The sequence below is a fragment of the Paenibacillus sp. FSL P4-0176 genome (genome assembly GCF_037975265.1).
Taxonomy (GTDB): Bacteria; Bacillota; Bacilli; order Paenibacillales; family Paenibacillaceae; genus Paenibacillus; species Paenibacillus amylolyticus.
This window is the reverse complement of sequence record NZ_CP150242.1, coordinates 5,741,922-5,758,022: the sequence shown is the minus strand read 5'-3', so window position 1 is coordinate 5,758,022 and position 16,101 is coordinate 5,741,922. Positions and strand designations below refer to the sequence as shown.

The window sequence follows — 16,101 nt, the reverse complement described above, 5'->3', positions numbered from 1 at the left end:
GTTTCATGTTTAAATTTAACGATGAGAAAGGGCAGTTGAAATGCTCTTTTTGCGGTAAATCTCAGGAGCAGGTACGCAAGTTGGTCGCTGGACCAGGCGTGTACATCTGTGATGAATGTATCGAACTTTGCACCGAAATCGTTGAGGAAGAACTTGGTCATGATGAAGAAGTAGACCTGAAAGATATTCCGAAACCAAAAGAAATTCGTAATATTCTGGATCAATATGTTATTGGACAGGAACAAGCGAAAAAATCATTGTCTGTTGCGGTGTATAATCACTACAAACGGATCAACACGCAAAGCAAGATCGAAGACGTTGAATTGTCAAAGAGTAACATTTTGCTGTTAGGACCAACAGGTTCTGGTAAAACGTTGCTTGCGCAAACGATGGCAAAAATTTTGAATGTTCCTTTTGCTATTGCGGATGCTACGTCATTAACAGAAGCGGGTTATGTAGGTGAGGATGTAGAGAACATCCTGCTCAAACTTATTCAAGCTGCTGATTATGATGTGGAAAAAGCAGAGCGTGGCATTATTTATATCGATGAGATTGATAAAGTAGCGCGTAAATCCGAAAACCCATCCATTACTCGTGATGTATCGGGCGAAGGTGTGCAACAGGCTCTCTTGAAAATTCTTGAAGGAACTGTGGCTTCTGTACCACCACAAGGTGGCCGTAAACACCCTCATCAAGAATTCATTCAGATCGATACAACAAACATCCTGTTCATTTGCGGCGGTGCCTTTGATGGTCTGGAGCAAATGATCAAACGCCGGATCGGTAAAAAAGTCATTGGCTTTAATACCGTTTCTGAGCAAAAAGATCTGAAACCAGGTGAATACCTGGGTATGGTATTGCCGGAAGATTTGCTGAAATTTGGTCTGATTCCGGAATTTGTAGGCCGTCTGCCAGTCATCTCCACTTTGGAGCCGCTGGATGAAGATACGCTGGTACGGATTCTTTCCGAACCAAAAAACGCGCTTACCAAACAGTACCAAAAACTGCTTGAGCTGGATAATGTGAATCTGGTCTTTGAACCAGCTGCATTGCTTGCGATTGCAAAAGAAGCAATTAAACGTAACACAGGTGCACGTGGATTGCGTGCCATCATTGAAGGTATCATGCTGGAAATCATGTATGAAGTGCCTTCACGTGAAGATGTTACGAACTGTGTCATTACCGAGGAAGTTGTTGAGAAAAGAGTCGTGCCTGAACTAAGCCAATCGAAGGACGATAAGCAGGAAGAGAGCGCCTAATAAAGGCCTGAATCCCGTTGAACTCTGAAATATAGACTTGTCAGTTCTCCACTTTGGCAGAAGGCGAATTCATGTCTCTGTCAGGGTGGAGCTTTGACGTTGTGGGGAGAGAAATCACTCATGTATTTAAGACAGGATACACGTCCCGTGAAAGTGGGAAACGTAACGATCGGTGGCAGTAACGAAGTCATTATCCAAAGTATGTGTACAACCAAAACGGCAGACGTTGAAGCAACGGTTGCAGAGATTCTGCGACTGGAAGAAGCGGGCTGTCAAGTGGTACGTGTAACGGTGAATAATGAGGAAGCTGCCGCAGCCATCAAGGAAATCAAAAAACGCATTAATATACCGCTCGTAGCGGACATTCATTTCAACTATAAGCTGGCTTTACTTGCGATTGAGAACGGCATCGATAAAGTTCGGATTAATCCAGGTAACATCGGTAAACGTGCAAAAGTGGAAGAAGTGGTTAAGGCTTGTAAAGACCGCGGCATTCCGATTCGGATTGGAGTAAATGCGGGTTCTTTGGAAAACCATCTCCTTGAGAAGTATGGGTATCCTACGGCAGATGCTATGGTAGAAAGTGCATTGTATCACATTGGTATTTTGGAAGAGCTTGATTTCCATGATATCATCGTGTCTCTCAAAGCATCGGATGTGCCGATGGCAATTGAGGCGTATACCAAAGCAGCTCAAATCATTCCGTATCCGTTGCATCTCGGGATTACCGAAGCAGGTACACTGTTCTCCGGTACAATCAAAAGCTCCGCAGGTATGGGAGCTCTATTGTCCATGGGTATTGGTTCAACGATGCGGATCTCACTGAGTGCGGACCCGGTAGAAGAAATTAAGGTCGCTCGTGATCTGCTCAAAACATTTGGACTGATTACAAATGCAGCCACATTGATCTCCTGCCCAACGTGTGGACGTTTGGACATCGACCTGTTCTCCATTGCCAACGAAGTGGAAGAGTATATCTCCAAACTGAAGGTGCCGATTAAAGTATCGGTGTTGGGTTGTGCGGTTAATGGTCCAGGTGAGGCCAAAGAAGCGGATATCGGAATTGCCGGTGCTCGTGGAGAAGGTCTCTTGTTCCGTCATGGTAAGATGATTCGTAAAGTGCCTGAAGAAATCATGGTTGAGGAATTAAAAAAAGAGATCGACAAAATCGTTGAAGCCTACGAAGAGACAGGTGTTATTCCTGGTCGTTCGCACTGATTGATTCATATCTTGTTACAGCAAAAGCTCGCCAGCGATGGCGGGCTTTTTATTTTCTCGCATACAAATTCCGCATCGCCCGTTTACGTCGCGTTGAAAAGGCTATACTACCAAGTATTAGCATGATCTCATATGAGAATAGCGACAAAATAGGAGGATGTGAAGACATGGAATTTGGTATGGTCATCATGTTGATTCAGTTATTTTTTGGAGTGGTGATTGGTTTGTATTTCTGGAACCTGCTGCGTGGCCAGAAAACAAACCGCAGTGCCGTTGAGCGTGAATCTCGCAAGGAACTGGAGAAGCTGCGCAAGCTGCGTTCGATCTCACTCACCAAGCCGTTGTCGGAGAAGACGCGTCCAGCTACCATTAACGATATTGTTGGGCAAAAAGACGGGCTGCGTGCCCTTAAAGCTGCTTTGTGCAGTGCTAATCCGCAACATGTTATCATTTATGGCCCTCCCGGAGTCGGGAAGACAGCTGCCGCAAGGGTCGTTTTGGAAGAGGCTAAGAAGAATCCAACATCGCCTTTCAAGCCAGACGCGAAATTCACGGAGCTGGATGCAACAACAGCCCGTTTTGATGAGCGTGGTATTGCGGACCCCTTAATTGGTTCGGTCCACGATCCGATATATCAGGGAGCAGGAGCCATGGGCGTTGCAGGTATTCCCCAACCGAAACCGGGCGCTGTCACGAAAGCGCATGGGGGAATGCTTTTTATTGATGAGATTGGTGAATTACATTCGATTCAGATGAATAAGCTGTTGAAAGTGTTGGAGGATCGCAAGGTGTTTTTGGAGAGTGCGTACTATAACTCGGAAGACACGCATACTCCTGCTTATATCCACGATATTTTTCAAAATGGCCTGCCGGCCGATTTCCGCCTTGTTGGAGCAACGACACGTTCGCCTCATGAACTGCCACCAGCTCTGCGTTCCCGCTGTATGGAAGTTTATTTCCGTCCTCTGTTGCCTGAGGAGATTGGGCGAATTGCAGAGGATGCTGTTCAGAAAATAGGGTTCAGTCCATGTCCGGATGCCGTTGATGTGGTCAAGCGATATGCAACCAATGGACGTGAAGCGGTCAATATCATCCAGCTGGCTGCTGGACTTGCGCTGACAGAGAAGCGTGAGACGCTTCAGGCGTCCGATGTGGAGTGGGTGGCGGGTAGCAGTCAGATTCAGCCACGGCCTGATCGGAAGGTCCCTACACAGCCGCAGGTGGGTTTTGTTAACGGCTTGGCGGTATACGGACCGAATATGGGAACCATTTTGGAGATCGAAGTGTCTGCTGTTCCGGCTCTTAAAGATCAAGGCCGAATCAACATTACAGGCGTTGTGGATGAAGAAGAGATTGGAGGCGGTTCGCGTACACTCCGGCGAAAAAGTATGGCCAAAGGCTCGGTTGAAAATGTGTTAACCGTATTAAAAGCCATGGGTATTCGTCCGAATGATTACGATTTACACGTGAATTTCCCAGGTGGGACGCCTATTGATGGTCCATCCGCCGGGATCGCCATGGCGACTGCCATTACATCAGCCATTCAGAGGCGTCCTGTGGATCATGAGACAGCGATGACTGGCGAGATCAGTATTCATGGTCGGGTTAAACCTATCGGTGGCGTGCTGGCCAAGGTCGAGGCTGCATTTCAGGCAGGAGCGAAGACCGTTATTATTCCCGCGGAGAACTGGCAGTCCATTTTTGAGAATCTGGATGGCTTGCGCGTTATCCCGGTAGATACGGTACAGGACGTATTCCGTGAAGTGTTCGCCTGGGTTCCGGAATCACAACAAATGGAACAAACGAAGCTTGCAGAGGAGACAGTTGCACCTGCACCGGAGATTTTTCCACCGGCATCCGCTTCCTATTTGCGTGCGGACGTGCCTCGTCCAGGACAGGTTACAGATTCGGGAAGCTGCTAAGCGCTTCCCTTCATTGGTTTTTTATGTGAACATTTGATAGAATAATGAATGACTACAACCTGAGAGCCATTGGAGGTGCGAAAGCGATGGGACCGAGCAAAGCGAAAGGTCGTCGTTTTCCTTTACTGCCTTTAAGAGGACTTCTCGTCTACCCGAGTATGGTACTGCATCTCGATGTGGGCCGGGAGAAATCGGTCAAGGCTTTAGAAAAAGCGATGGTAGAAGAACATCTGATTCTCCTATGTTCCCAAGCCGAAGTAAATATTGAAGAACCAACACAAGAGGACATTTTCAGAATCGGAACCGTGGCCAAGGTCAGACAGATGCTGAAGCTTCCGAACGGTACGATTCGTGTACTCGTTGAAGGCTTGGAACGGGCTGAAATTATTGAATATACGGACAACGAGGAATATTATGAAGTACTGGCTAAAGAGCTGCCTGAAGAGGAGAATACCCATCCGGAGACGGATGCCTTGATGCGTACCGTTCTGAACCAGTTCGAGAATTATATTAATCTGTCCAAAAAAGTGACACCAGAGACACTCGCAGCGGTGTCTGACATCGAAGAACCAGGGCGTCTGGCCGATGTCATCACGAGTCACCTGTCCTTGAAGATCAAGGATAAACAGGAAATTCTGGAGACCATCGACGTTCGGGAACGTCTGGAGAAATTGCTGGATATCCTGAACAATGAGCGCGAAGTGCTGGAGCTTGAACGCAAGATCAGCCAACGTGTGAAGAAACAGATGGAGAAAACGCAGAAGGAATATTATTTGCGCGAGCAGATGAAAGCGATCCAGAAAGAACTGGGTGAAAAAGAAGGCCGTGCGGGTGAGGTCGAGGAACTTCGCACTCAGATGGAAGAACTCGGCTTGCCGGACAAGGTGAAAGAAAAGGTCGAGAAAGAAATTGATCGACTGGAGAAAATGCCTGCAAGTTCAGCCGAGGGCGGAGTCATTCGCAACTACGTGGATTGGCTGCTTGGCCTTCCTTGGAGTCAGATGACAGCGGATGATCTGGATATCCAAAAAGCGGAAGATGTGCTCAATGCAGATCATTACGGACTGGAAAAGCCGAAAGAACGTGTGCTTGAATATCTGGCTGTCCAGAAGCTCGTCAAGAAGCTCAAAGGGCCAATTCTCTGTCTGGTCGGACCTCCAGGGGTCGGTAAAACATCACTTGCTCGTTCGATTGCTAGATCGCTGGGTCGGGAATTTGTAAGAATATCTCTTGGCGGCGTGCGGGATGAAGCCGAGATTCGTGGTCATCGGCGCACCTATGTAGGGGCTATGCCTGGGCGTATCATCCAGGGGATGAAAACGGCAGGGTCACTTAATCCGGTATTCCTGCTGGACGAGATTGATAAGATGGCTTCAGACTTCCGCGGAGATCCTTCCGCAGCGTTACTTGAGGTACTTGATCCGGAACAAAATAATACGTTTAGTGATCATTTTGTAGAATTGCCGTTTGACTTATCCAACGTTATGTTTATAACAACTGCCAACACGGTACACAATATTCCGCGTCCATTGCTGGATCGGATGGAAATGCTCAACATCCCTGGTTATACGGAACTGGAGAAGCAACAAATTGCGAAAAACTATTTGTTGCCCAAACAGAAGCAGGACCATGGTTTGGAAGAAGAGCAATTGGAAATCCCGGATGACGCGTTGTTGCGTGTAATTCGTGAATATACACGGGAGTCAGGTGTGCGTAATCTGGAACAGCAGATGGCTTCGTTGTGCCGGAAAGCTGCCAAGAACATCGTATCGGGTGTGGAAGGTCAGATTAACATCTCATCCGATGAGATCAAAGACTACCTTGGACCTGGCAAGTTCCGTTATGGTATGGCCGAACTGGAAGATCAGATTGGTACCGTAACGGGTCTGGCGTGGACTGAAGTGGGTGGAGATACCCTTATCATTGAAGTGACTGTTGTGCCTGGAACAGGTAAATTGACTCTCACAGGTAAACTGGGGGATGTCATGAAGGAATCGGCACAAGCCGCATTCAGTTACACCCGTTCCAAAGCTACACAGCTAGGAATTTCGCCTGACTTCCATGAGAAAAACGATATCCATATCCACGTTCCGGAAGGAGCGATTCCGAAGGATGGTCCATCTGCCGGGATTACGATGGCAACAGCGTTAATCTCAGCCTTGACGAACAAACATGTGTCCAAGGATATCGCGATGACTGGTGAAATAACACTGCGTGGACGTGTGTTGCCGATTGGTGGTCTGAAAGAGAAATCACTGGCAGCCCATCGTGCCGGCTATAAAAAAATATTATTGCCTAAGGATAACGAACGGGACCTGCGTGACATTCCAGACAGCATCAAGGAAGATGTGGAGTTTGTCCCTGTAGCCCATATGGATCAGGTATTGCAGCATGCACTTGTTGAGCAGACAGGAATTCACCTGTAATCCACGTATCCGAAAGGTTCGTATGAAGATTAGACCGTTCTGCGGAGGCTTCGGCGTCCGCTGGAACGGTTTTTTTGGTATGATAGAACAATCCATGGCATAATACCTTCAACAGGTGATGCATAGCACAGGTTTTCAAGAGAGGAAAGATACAATATGAAAGTAAATCAATCTGAATTTATTATCAGTGCCGTTCGGCCTGAACAATACCCCGAGGACGGTCTGCCAGAGATTGCTTTGGCGGGACGCTCCAATGTGGGGAAATCTTCCCTGATCAACCGATTGATCAATCGTAAAAATTTGGCTCGGACGAGCTCTACACCGGGTAAGACACAGCAACTCAACTATTATAAAATTAATCAGGATCTCTACTTCGTCGATTTCCCGGGATATGGGTACGCTAAAGTTTCCAAAGAGCAACGCTTTGCCTGGGGAAAAATGATGGAGAAATACTTGTTGGGACGCGAGGAATTGAAACTGGTCATGCAGATGGTGGATATGAGACATGAACCGTCCAAGGAGGACAAGATGATGAACGAATGGCTTCGTCATAATGGACTGCCTTTGGTTGTCGTAGCAACCAAGATGGACAAGATTCCAAAAACCCGCAGAGCCAAATATATCAAAGTCATTAAGGAATCACTGGGTCTTCGTTCAGGGGATTTGTTTGTGCCGTTTTCATCCGAAGAGGGATTGGGGAAAGAAGAGTTATGGGACATCATTACCCGCCATGCCCGCATAGATAAGTATGCACCAGTGCTGGATGCAGAGGGTGCTTCTGATGAGGAAGAAACCAACGGAATTAACGGATAACCGAGATAGTATACCGTTTTAGTGCAGGAAAGTGAGCATGCTAAATGAATCTTTAATGAGATCCAGATTAATCCGGTTTTTTAAGGGATTTCGTGACAATTCATCATCTGGGTCTGGAGAAAAATAACGTTAGGGTAGTGTATAATGAGCATAGGTGCATATTGCCAACAGTAACAAAATTACCGGCCATGCCGGCCTGAAGAATTTTGAGATGACTGCTACATGTGCAGGAAGACAAAACAATCGGGAAAGAATTGAGGGATTTGTATGGCTCAGCGGTTAGCCACAGAATACGTTAAGGCCACTATGAAATTGTCAGAACCCCAGATGCATCAGTTTTTGCGCATGACAGAAGACGGCAGGCTTCATCACCGGGTTAAGGTGTTGGACAATGGTTGTCAGGAGGTTGTGCTGGGGGATGTAAGTGGAGAAGAAGTGCATTTTCCTTTTGACCGCATAGAAGGGTTTTATATCTGTGAGTTATCTTGCCGCCTGGTGAATCTGCATCTGACCAACGTTGTCCGGAAGCTCTTTGTGACTTTTAAGGGTGACGGGGTCGTTCATCGGATCTATAAAGGGTTCACCATGACGTATGTTTATGCTCAAGGCACTGTCCGCAAAATTGTGGAGAAGACCGGGGAGAACACCCGAGTGATCTATGAATACAAAAACACGTTGCTTGAATTGCAACATCTGTTCCAGGCCAGAGATGTAGAACGCGAAATCAACCGTGTGTATGCCGAGATTGATTCACTGCTGGATACTAGAAAAGATGCGACTGCTGATCAGCTCCATCAGATTGATGAGACCCTTGCTCGTCATCAAAAACGGTTGTTTGAGCTTGAAGCTTATTAACTTAAAATTGTATGTTTATAAACGTATATGTATATAATGAATTCCCTTGTATCTTCCGGGCAGTGGCACTCGCCAATGTGGAGGTTTCAGGGGAATTTTTTGATGTGAGATCGAATATTCCGAATTGGAAATATTTATTTTACAATCTTCTGGAAAAGGGTTGATTTCACTCTGATTCAATGTTATTTTTAATCTCGTTGAAAACAATATAGGAACCAGGATTCACTCAGGACATTATATGTTGCGAGAGATTTTTCCCTCGGGAAGTGAATGACGTAGGTCCTAGCGGATGAAATTTTTCAAACATTTTATTCCTAGGAAGGGGGAACCGAAGGATGGAATATTCAACTTTCGGAAGACACGTTGCTGTTGATACTTGGGGTGTCGACTTTAATCTACTGAACAATGCAGAGTATCTGGAAGCCCAAATGGTTGAAGCAGCGGAGGCATGTGGCGCGACAGTGATGTCCGTACAGTCCAAGCAGTTTGATCCACAGGGAGCGACCGTACTTGTACTATTGTCTGAGAGCCATCTCTCCATTCATACGTATCCTGAGAGAGGTTTTGCAGCGATTGATTGTTACACTTGTGGGGAGACTGTAGATCCACAGCTTGCTATTGACTACCTGGTATCCGTATTAAAGCCTGAAAAAACGTATGCAAAGAAGTTGGTACGTGGTTTGGGCGAATTGCAAGTTGAAACACCAGACATGAACAATCAGACTGAACGGGTTTAAATAAAAAGTATATTGCATACACAATGTTCACATATCGGGATGGACACATAACCTCCCAAACTCTAATAGTCATGGAATAATTCCATGGCTATTTGTTTTAATATGCGTATCGTTATGAATATTCATAATCGGCACTTTTTAACGCATAACGGTGAACTTTGGTGAGACACTACAATAAATGACAGTGCATATGATGATGAACATGGTGATTTCATAAACATTTCATAAAAATGACCCGGTCACGGCTATGATGTGTGATATAATTAACCTTGTCAATCATAAATGGATAGACATATGCAGTAAGCACTTTGATTGGAAATTTATTAGGCAGGTGAACTTGCAATGCACATCGTTGTCGTTGGTTTGAATTATCGCACGGCGCCTGTAGAGGTTAGGGAACGATTCACATTTGCAGAAAAGGATTTGTCTGAAGCGCTGCAGCAGCTCAAGCTGACCAAGAGTGTATTGGAAGGTGTAATCGTAGCCACATGTAACCGTACCGAGTTGTATGTTGTGGTGGACCGTCTTCACATGTGTGGTTATTTTATTCGAACATTCATGGAACAATGGTTTAACGTACCACGGGAAGAATTTACGCAACACTTATATATATATGAAGATGATCAAGCCATGCGCCATTTGTTCCGCGTCATCTGCGGACTAGATTCCATGGTCATTGGTGAGACTCAGATTCTTGGACAGGTGAAACAGGCTTTTCTTAAAGCGCAGGAAGAGAAATCAACAGGTACCTGGTTTAATATGCTGTTCAAACAGGCAGTTACGCTGGGCAAACGGGCACATTCGGAGACTTCCATCGGGGAGAGTGCCGTATCTGTCAGTTATGCTGCTGTTGAACTCGGTAAGAGGATTTTTGGCATGTTCACAGACAAGAAGGTGCTCATTTTGGGTGCCGGCAAGATGAGTGAACTAACCGTGAAACATCTCTATGCCAACGGGGCATCCGAGGTCATCGTGGCGAATCGTACGCTCGCAAGAGCTGAAGAATTGGCAGCCAAGTTCCGGGGGACACCTTGTACCATGGAACAGGCACTAGATCGACTGAATGAAGTTGATATTGTGATTAGTTCCACTGGAGCTGAACGTTATGTCATGGATGCAGCAGTGGTACGAGAGAGCATGAAGCGTCGTCAATCTCGTCCATTGTTCCTGATTGATATTGCGGTTCCACGCGATATTGATCCGGCGATTGGTGAATTATCCAACGTATTTCTCTATGACATTGATGATCTGGAAGGAATCGTGGAGAGCAACCTGGAGATGCGTAAGGTGGAAGCTGCCAAGATTGAGAGAATGATTGAGCTTGAGATGGAGGATTATTACCATTGGCTCAAAACGTTGGGTGTTCGTCCCGTTATTCGGGCTTTGCAGGAAAAAGGTGTCTCCATTCATGAAGAAACGATGGATAGCCTGTTTAATAAACTACCTGAGCTCGATGAACATCAACGTAAAGTCATTCGTCGTTTGACCAAGAGTATTGTGAACCAAATGACGACAGATCCGATTAATCGGATTAAGGAAATGGCAGGCACGAAGCAAGGTGATGAAGCTCTGCGCATGTTTACTCAGATTTTCGCTCTGGAAGATGCAGTAGAGATGGCCGCTGAAAAAGTGAGTCAGAGTGATGCTACAGCTCTGGCGAAACCAGCCGCTCACCTTAACGAAAACCGGCAAGACCCCGTGCCGGCTTATGCTCCGGCAGGCGTATAAGGCGGGTGGGCAGCTTGACCCTTGCTGAACAAGTTTATGAAGCTCTAATCTATATGTATGCCCTGAGCCTACTGTTCTATTTCTCGGACTGCATTCGACGCAATGCGGGGGCGAAGCGGACAGGCACAGGGTTTCTTGTCGTTGTTTGGGGATTGCAGGTAACGCATGTCATATTGCGCATGTGGACTGAAGGCCATTTCCCCATCTATACCACCTTTGATTTTTTGTTTATATTTTCATTCAGTATTGTGCTGATGTCTCTCGTCATGACTCGCATCCAGCGTTCCGAATTTGTGATTTTGTTGCTGAATGTTGTAGGTTTTTCCGTTACGGTATTAAACCGACTGTGGTTTACGGCCGGAGAGATATCACTGCATAACTGGCAAACGGTACATGGATTACTCATTATGCATATTACCTTGGCGAATCTTGGTTTTGCGGCGTTAACCGTTGCTACGGTATTTGCCATGTTATATCTGTTCCTGCACCGTAAGTTGAAGAAAAAAAAGTGGAATGATACGATGCGGCGGATGCCAAGCCTGGAAGTGATCGGCAAATACATGGATGGTGCTAACTTCATAGGTACACCGCTCCTTGGCGTTTCTGTGATGCTTGCCGTATTATCCATTGTGGCGGAAAGACGCTGGATTCTACTCTTGGATCTCAAAGTTATTGCGACAGGTCTTGCTATAGCCATCTATGTGGGGTACTTCGTATCCAAGAGAAGGAAACAGTTCTCTACAATTATCATGGCAAGATGGACACTGATCGGGTACGGATTTGTCATTATAAGTTTTTTATCCAATGCGTATTCAGCGTTTCATCGTTGGACGGGAGAGTGAAGGGGATGGACCGTTACACGCCGATATTTGTGAATACTTCAGGCAAGAAGTGCTGCGTGGTTGGTGGTGGACGTGTTGCCGAACGTAAAATTAAGGGATTACTGCATGCTGAGGCACAGATTACGGTCATTAGTCCGGAGCTTACTCCTGTATTAAAACAACTGCATCATGAATCCCGAATTCAATGGATAGACCGGTCCTACCGCAATGGAGATTTGCGGGGGGCCTTTCTCGTATATGCAGCGACTGACCGTTCAGAGGTCAATTCAACTGTGGTTCGGGATGCTGAGGCTGCGGGCATACTGGTGAATAACGCGATGTCTTCGGAGCACAGCAGCTTTATTACACCAAGCGTGGTAAGGCGTGGGAGATTAAGTATAGCGATATCCACAGCAGGAGCGGGACCGGCAGCAGCTGCGGAGATACGTGCCACACTCGAACGACAGTTCGGTGATGAATATGAGACGTACCTTGAGTTTTTGCACCAGATGAGGACTGAGGTGAAGTCACGCGTATCTTCTTCAAGTCTCAGGAGTACGTTGCTTCGGCAATTAACTGAAATGCACATATTAGAAGATATTCGTACAGGCCATTTTCGGTGGTGGACCGAAGAAGAAATCGGGGACTGGATATCCCGTAATCAGGAGGAAGTGTAGATATGCGTACAATTAAAGTTGGAAGTAGACAGAGCGCGCTTGCGCTAACCCAGACAGGTCATGTCATTCAGGATTTACGCGATATTTGTGAGCGGGAAGGATTAGCTTTTGACTTTGAAGTACATAAGATTGTTACCAAGGGAGATCTCATTCTGGATGTAACGTTGTCAAAAGTGGGAGGCAAAGGTCTGTTTGTCAAAGAGATTGAACAGGCGATGCTTGATCGTACGATTGATATGGCTGTGCATAGCATGAAAGATATGCCCTCCGAGTTACCCGAAGGATTAATCAATGGTGCTATTCCCCGTCGTGCAGATCCACGGGATGCGCTGATATCTAATGGTGGACTTACTCTGGATCAACTGCCAGAAGGAGCTAGAGTCGGAACAAGCAGTCTGCGCCGGTCGAGTCAATTAAAGGCCTATCGTCCAGATTTGCAATTGGAATCGATTCGCGGCAATATTGATTCCCGTCTGCGGAAGCTGGAGACTGAAGGATTCGATGCGATTATTCTGGCAGCTGCAGGATTGTACCGTATGGGCTGGGAAGACCGGATCACAGAGTACCTGACGGAAACAGCTTGCCTTCCGGCAGTGGGTCAAGGCGCGCTTGGTATCGAATGTCGTGAAGACGATGAGGAACTGTTGCACTTACTGCAGCTGTATAACGATCCCGAGACAGCATTTCCTGTACAGGCGGAACGCCGTTTTCTCAGTGTATTAAATGGGGGCTGCCAGGTTCCGATTGGTGCTCATGCGGTGTGGGTGCCTCAGCAAGATGCAGATTCCCTGAATGGTGAAAACACGTTACAATTAACAGGTATGGTCGGCACGCCGGATGGTGGACTGATTCTTAAGGAAGCTATGATCGGCAAGGACCCGGTTCGTCTGGGTGAAGAAGTGGCGTGGAGATTGATCGAACGGGGAGCAGAGCAGATACTGGCAGAAGTTAGGGGATGAAGACATGGTGGGAAAGGTCTTTTTGGTAGGGGCAGGTCCTGGGGATGCAAAACTGATTACGGTAAAAGGGTGGGAATCCATCGGGAAAGCCGATGCTGTAGTCTATGATCGTTTGGCAAGTCCGAGATTGTTGAAACAAATGAAACCCGGCGCAGTCAAGATCTACGTGGGCAAGCGCCCGGATCGGCATACGATGAAACAGGAAGAGATCAATCAACTGTTGGTTGATCTGGCTCTTGAAGGCAAGGTTGTGGTTCGGCTTAAAGGCGGCGATCCAACTATCTTTGGACGTGTGGGCGAAGAGGCGGGTTTGCTGCAAAAAAACGGAATTCCGTTTGAGATTGTACCTGGGGTTACCGCTGCAATAAGTGTGCCTGCGTATGCCGGAATTCCTGTGACTCACCGTGACTATGCATCTTCCATCTCTATTATTACGGGGCACGAGAGTCCGGACAAGCTTGATCGCAGTATCCATTGGGATAAAGTGACGAATGCAACGGGCACACTTGTATTTATGATGGGGGTTGCCAAAATTGGATATATCAGCGAACAATTGATTCGTCATGGTCGTCCAGCGCAAACACCGGTAGCTCTGATTCGTTGGGGAACACGAGCGGAACAGGATACCCTTACAGGTACCCTTGAAGATATAGAAGCGAAAGTGATCGCAGCCAATTTCCAACCACCAGCTGTTATTGTGGTGGGAGATGTTGTCAATCAGCGGGAACAATTGAAATGGGCAGAAGCGCTGCCGCTATTTGGCAAACGAATTCTGGTAACCCGTGCTCGCAGTCAGGCGAGTGAACTGGTGAATCGCATTGAGGAACTCGGCGGCGAACCGTATGAGTTTCCGGTTATTGAGACGGTCATGCCATCCAGTGAATCTGCCAAGCAAAGTGTCAAAGACGCCTTCAGTGCTTTAAATACCTATGACTGGGTGTTTTTCACAAGTGTGAACGGCGTGGAGTTTTTCTTCCGCCATCTGGAACAGGAAGGCAAGGATATTCGCTCGATTCATCAAGCGAGAATTACTGCCGTAGGACCTTCCACAGCGGACGCTTTGCGCAAACATGGCATCGTAGCTGAAGTTGTCAAAGGTCCTTTCCAGGCCGAAGGCATGCTTGAGGCTTTTGAAAGCGAGCTGAAGGAAGGCCAGAGAGTACTGCTTCCGCATGGTGATCTTGCACGTACATGGTTACGTGACCAGTTGAGAGAAAGAGGGCTTCAGGTCACCGAAGCCATCACCTACGATACGATCCTCGCTGGTGAGGATGATGACGAACTACTCAAGCTACTTGAAGAAGGTGGTATTCATGCGGTGACCTTTACAAGTTCATCGACGGTTACCAACTTCATGAGTATGTTGAAACGTATGGGGTTGCAAGATCCACTGCCTTTATTGAAAGATGTGGAGGTTGCGTGTATCGGGCCTGTTACAGCGAAAACGGCAGAAGCCGCTGGACTAAAGGTTACACTGATGGCAGAGGAAGCAACGATGGATAGCTTGATCACAGTGCTATGCGACTGGAAACGGACAGGAACCAAAGAAGGCGCTCTTCGAAATTAATACACATGTAATCATGTCAACATATGAAGCGTGCTGAATTCGATAGGATACCAGCGCGCTTCCCTTTTTGCTCTATTTAACTTTTTCAAGGAGGTTTTACTCGTATGAGTTTTCCAATTGTACGGCATCGCCGTTTACGTCAATCCACAGGTATTCGCAATATGGTCAGAGAGACCCATCTAACCGTGGATGATTTTATTCAACCAATCTATGTTACGTATGGAGAAAATGTAAAATCTGAAATTAAATCCATGCCTGGCGTATTCCGCTTCTCGCTGGATCGTCTTCAGGAGGAAGTAACGGAAATTGCCGAGCTGGGAATTCCAGCCGTGTTATTGTTTGGTATTCCCGAGACTAAGGACAGTGTGGGTTCATCTGGCTTTGCTGAAGATGGCATTGTGCAGGAAGCGACGAGATTGATCAAATCCTGGTACCCGGAACTGCTGGTTGTTGCGGATACTTGTCTGTGTGAATTCACGGATCACGGTCACTGCGGTATGGTACACACCGTGGAGATTGACGGTCACATCTGCGGAGATGTGTTAAATGACGAATCACTGGATCTACTCGTGCAAACGGCAGTGTCTCAAGCCAAAGCAGGAGCGGACATTATTGCACCATCCAACATGATGGATGGATTTGTACAAGCGATCCGCGCGGGGCTGGATGAGAATGGATTCAGTCACATTCCGATTATGTCTTACTCTGTTAAATATGCATCCGCGTTCTATGGTCCATTCCGTGAAGCTGCGGATTCCACACCACAATTCGGAGACCGCAAGTCATATCAGATGGACCCGGCGAACGCGCGTGAAGCCTTGCGTGAAGCAGAGACGGATGTGCTCGAAGGAGCGGATATGCTAATGGTTAAACCTTCGCTGTCCTATCTTGATGTCATGCGTACGATTAAGGATCAATTTGATCTTCCGCTTGTTGCCTATAATGTAAGTGGCGAGTATGCCATGGTGAAGGCGGCGGCGATTCAAGGCTGGATCGATGAGAAAAAAGTTGCCATGGAAATCCTGCTCAGCATGAAACGCGCAGGTGCAGATATGATCATTACCTACTACGGAAAAGACGCTTCACGCTGGTTGGCTGAGAAATAAAATAAATTACATT

13 protein-coding genes are annotated in these 16,101 nt (G+C 46.9%); all 13 read left to right on the top strand.

The features are described from left to right. Positions 1 to 5 precede the first annotated feature (5 nt). The 13 genes from clpX (at position 6) to hemB (ending at position 16,088) form a co-directional block, all read left to right on the top strand. Positions 6 to 1,259 (top strand): ATP-dependent protease ATP-binding subunit ClpX, encoded by a 1,254-nt coding sequence (clpX, locus tag MKY95_RS26640; protein ID WP_036605887.1) that lies wholly within the window; start codon positions 6 to 8, stop codon positions 1,257 to 1,259. A gap of 120 nt (positions 1,260 to 1,379) precedes the next feature. After that, positions 1,380 to 2,477, top strand: coding sequence for a flavodoxin-dependent (E)-4-hydroxy-3-methylbut-2-enyl-diphosphate synthase (ispG, locus tag MKY95_RS26635; protein ID WP_017692591.1), 1,098 nt, complete (start codon positions 1,380 to 1,382; stop codon positions 2,475 to 2,477). A gap of 167 nt (positions 2,478 to 2,644) precedes the next feature. Continuing rightward, on the top strand, positions 2,645 to 4,399 hold the full coding sequence (gene lonB / locus MKY95_RS26630; RefSeq protein WP_036605888.1) for an ATP-dependent protease LonB: 1,755 nt from the start codon (positions 2,645 to 2,647) through the stop codon (positions 4,397 to 4,399). Positions 4,400 to 4,485: 86 nt separating this feature from the next. Further along, positions 4,486 to 6,825, top strand: a complete 2,340-nt coding sequence (gene lon, locus MKY95_RS26625) for an endopeptidase La (protein ID WP_036605889.1) — start codon at positions 4,486 to 4,488, stop codon at positions 6,823 to 6,825. Between the two features lie 156 nt (positions 6,826 to 6,981). Then, a complete protein-coding gene (gene yihA / locus MKY95_RS26620) occupies positions 6,982 to 7,638 on the top strand; it encodes a ribosome biogenesis GTP-binding protein YihA/YsxC (RefSeq protein ID WP_036605890.1) in 657 nt (218 codons plus the stop codon). Between the two features lie 267 nt (positions 7,639 to 7,905). Then, on the top strand, positions 7,906 to 8,493 hold the full coding sequence (locus MKY95_RS26615; protein WP_036605891.1) for a hypothetical protein: 588 nt from the start codon (positions 7,906 to 7,908) through the stop codon (positions 8,491 to 8,493). A 335-nt stretch (positions 8,494 to 8,828) separates the two neighbouring features. Further along, on the top strand, positions 8,829 to 9,230 hold the full coding sequence (speD, locus tag MKY95_RS26610; protein ID WP_036673526.1) for an adenosylmethionine decarboxylase: 402 nt from the start codon (positions 8,829 to 8,831) through the stop codon (positions 9,228 to 9,230). Positions 9,231 to 9,572: 342 nt separating this feature from the next. After that, positions 9,573 to 10,958, top strand: a complete 1,386-nt coding sequence (hemA, locus tag MKY95_RS26605; RefSeq protein WP_036605893.1) for a glutamyl-tRNA reductase — start codon at positions 9,573 to 9,575, stop codon at positions 10,956 to 10,958. Positions 10,959 to 11,011: 53 nt separating this feature from the next. Further along, the gene (ccsA, locus tag MKY95_RS26600) at positions 11,012 to 11,800 is read left to right on the top strand and encodes a cytochrome c biogenesis protein CcsA (RefSeq protein WP_047841339.1); all 789 of its coding nucleotides are present in this window, start codon (positions 11,012 to 11,014) and stop codon (positions 11,798 to 11,800) included. A gap of 5 nt (positions 11,801 to 11,805) precedes the next feature. Continuing rightward, positions 11,806 to 12,456 carry a bifunctional precorrin-2 dehydrogenase/sirohydrochlorin ferrochelatase gene (locus MKY95_RS26595; protein ID WP_076320306.1) on the top strand — a complete coding sequence of 217 codons (651 nt, stop codon included), beginning with the start codon at positions 11,806 to 11,808 and terminating at the stop codon, positions 12,454 to 12,456. Positions 12,457 to 12,458: 2 nt separating this feature from the next. Next, positions 12,459 to 13,415 carry a hydroxymethylbilane synthase gene (gene hemC, locus MKY95_RS26590; protein ID WP_036605896.1) on the top strand — a complete coding sequence of 319 codons (957 nt, stop codon included), beginning with the start codon at positions 12,459 to 12,461 and terminating at the stop codon, positions 13,413 to 13,415. A 4-nt stretch (positions 13,416 to 13,419) separates the two neighbouring features. After that, the gene (gene cobA, locus MKY95_RS26585; protein ID WP_076320305.1) at positions 13,420 to 14,982 is read left to right on the top strand and encodes a uroporphyrinogen-III C-methyltransferase; all 1,563 of its coding nucleotides are present in this window, start codon (positions 13,420 to 13,422) and stop codon (positions 14,980 to 14,982) included. Positions 14,983 to 15,086: 104 nt separating this feature from the next. Next, a complete protein-coding gene (gene hemB / locus MKY95_RS26580; RefSeq protein WP_017692601.1) occupies positions 15,087 to 16,088 on the top strand; it encodes a porphobilinogen synthase in 1,002 nt (333 codons plus the stop codon). The last annotated feature ends 13 nt before the right edge of the window (positions 16,089 to 16,101 follow it).